General features: G+C 71.2%; 1 protein-coding gene. It reads left to right on the top strand.

The genetic code is table 11. The annotated features are described in order from the left end of the window. Positions 1-252: 252 nt before the first annotated feature. The gene (locus QH283_RS26755) at positions 253-1,098 is read left to right on the top strand and encodes an SDR family oxidoreductase (RefSeq protein ID WP_280505705.1); all 846 of its coding nucleotides are present in this window, start codon (positions 253-255) and stop codon (positions 1,096-1,098) included. Positions 1,099-1,179: the final 81 nt, after the last annotated feature.

Here is a 1,179-nt window from a genome sequence, read left to right as displayed (position 1 = left end):
GGGGGCGCGATGCCCCCAAGCACCACCGGCAGCTTTACCGGGAGCGCGGCAACCGCCGTTAGCCCGCGCGGGGGCGGAGTGGGCGCCGGTGTTATCCGGCGCCCTTTTCCGCGTCCGGCTATGCAACTGGTTGCATATAGTCGCGCTGTGCGCTTACGGTGGGAACGAGGCGTCGCGGGGTAAGCGCCCCGCGACGCGAAGCGCGTCCGGGCGGGACGACCGCGCGGGCGCTCGCGACGAAGGAGCATGTCGATGACGGAGAACAAGCCGCTCGCGGGGAAGACGCTCATCATGTCCGGGGGCAGCCGGGGCATCGGCCTCGAGATCGCCAAGCGCGCCGCGGCCGACGGCGCCAATGTCACCCTGATCGCCAAGACCGATCAGCCGCACCCGAAGCTGCCGGGCACCATCCACACCGCCGCCGCCGAGATCGAGGCGGCGGGCGGTCAGGTGCTGCCGTTCGTCGGCGACATCCGCGTCGACGAGTCGGTGACCGAGGCCGTGCGGCAGACCGTGGCACGCTTCGGCGGGATCGACATCGTGGTCAACAACGCCTCGGCCATCGACCTGTCGCCCACCGAGGCGCTGTCGATGAAGAAGTACGACCTGATGCAGGACATCAACTGCCGCGGCAGCTTCCTGCTGTCCAAGCTGAGCCTGCCGCACCTGCGCGAATCCGCCCGCGCGGGCCGCAACCCGCACATCCTGACCCTTTCGCCGCCGCTGAACCTCGACCCGAAGTGGGCGGGCATGGCGCTTGGCTACACCATCGCCAAGTACGGCATGTCACTGACCACCCTCGGCCTGGCCGAGGAGCTGAAGAACGACGGCATCGGCGTGAACTCGCTGTGGCCGCGCACCACCATCGCCACCGCGGCCGTGCGCAACCTGCTCGGCGGCGAGGAGATGATCGCCACCTCCCGCACCCCCGACATCTACGCCGACGCCGCCTACCTGGTGCTCACCTCACCCGCGGACAAGACCACCGGCAACTTCTTCATCGACGACGAGGTGCTGGCGGCGCACGGGATCACCGATCTCGACAAGTACCGGGTCGTCCCGGGTGACGGGCCGCTGAGCACCGACCTGTTCCTCTAGCCCGCAGGGCCGGGGGCCCCCCGGGCCCCCCCCCCCCCCCCGCCCCGTGGGGCGGGGGGGGGGGGGGCGGGGGGGGCGCCC

Source organism: Nocardia farcinica, assembly GCF_029867845.1.
GTDB lineage: Bacteria > Actinomycetota > Actinomycetes > Mycobacteriales > Mycobacteriaceae > Nocardia > Nocardia farcinica_A.
This window is presented reverse-complemented; position numbering and strand designations above follow the sequence as displayed.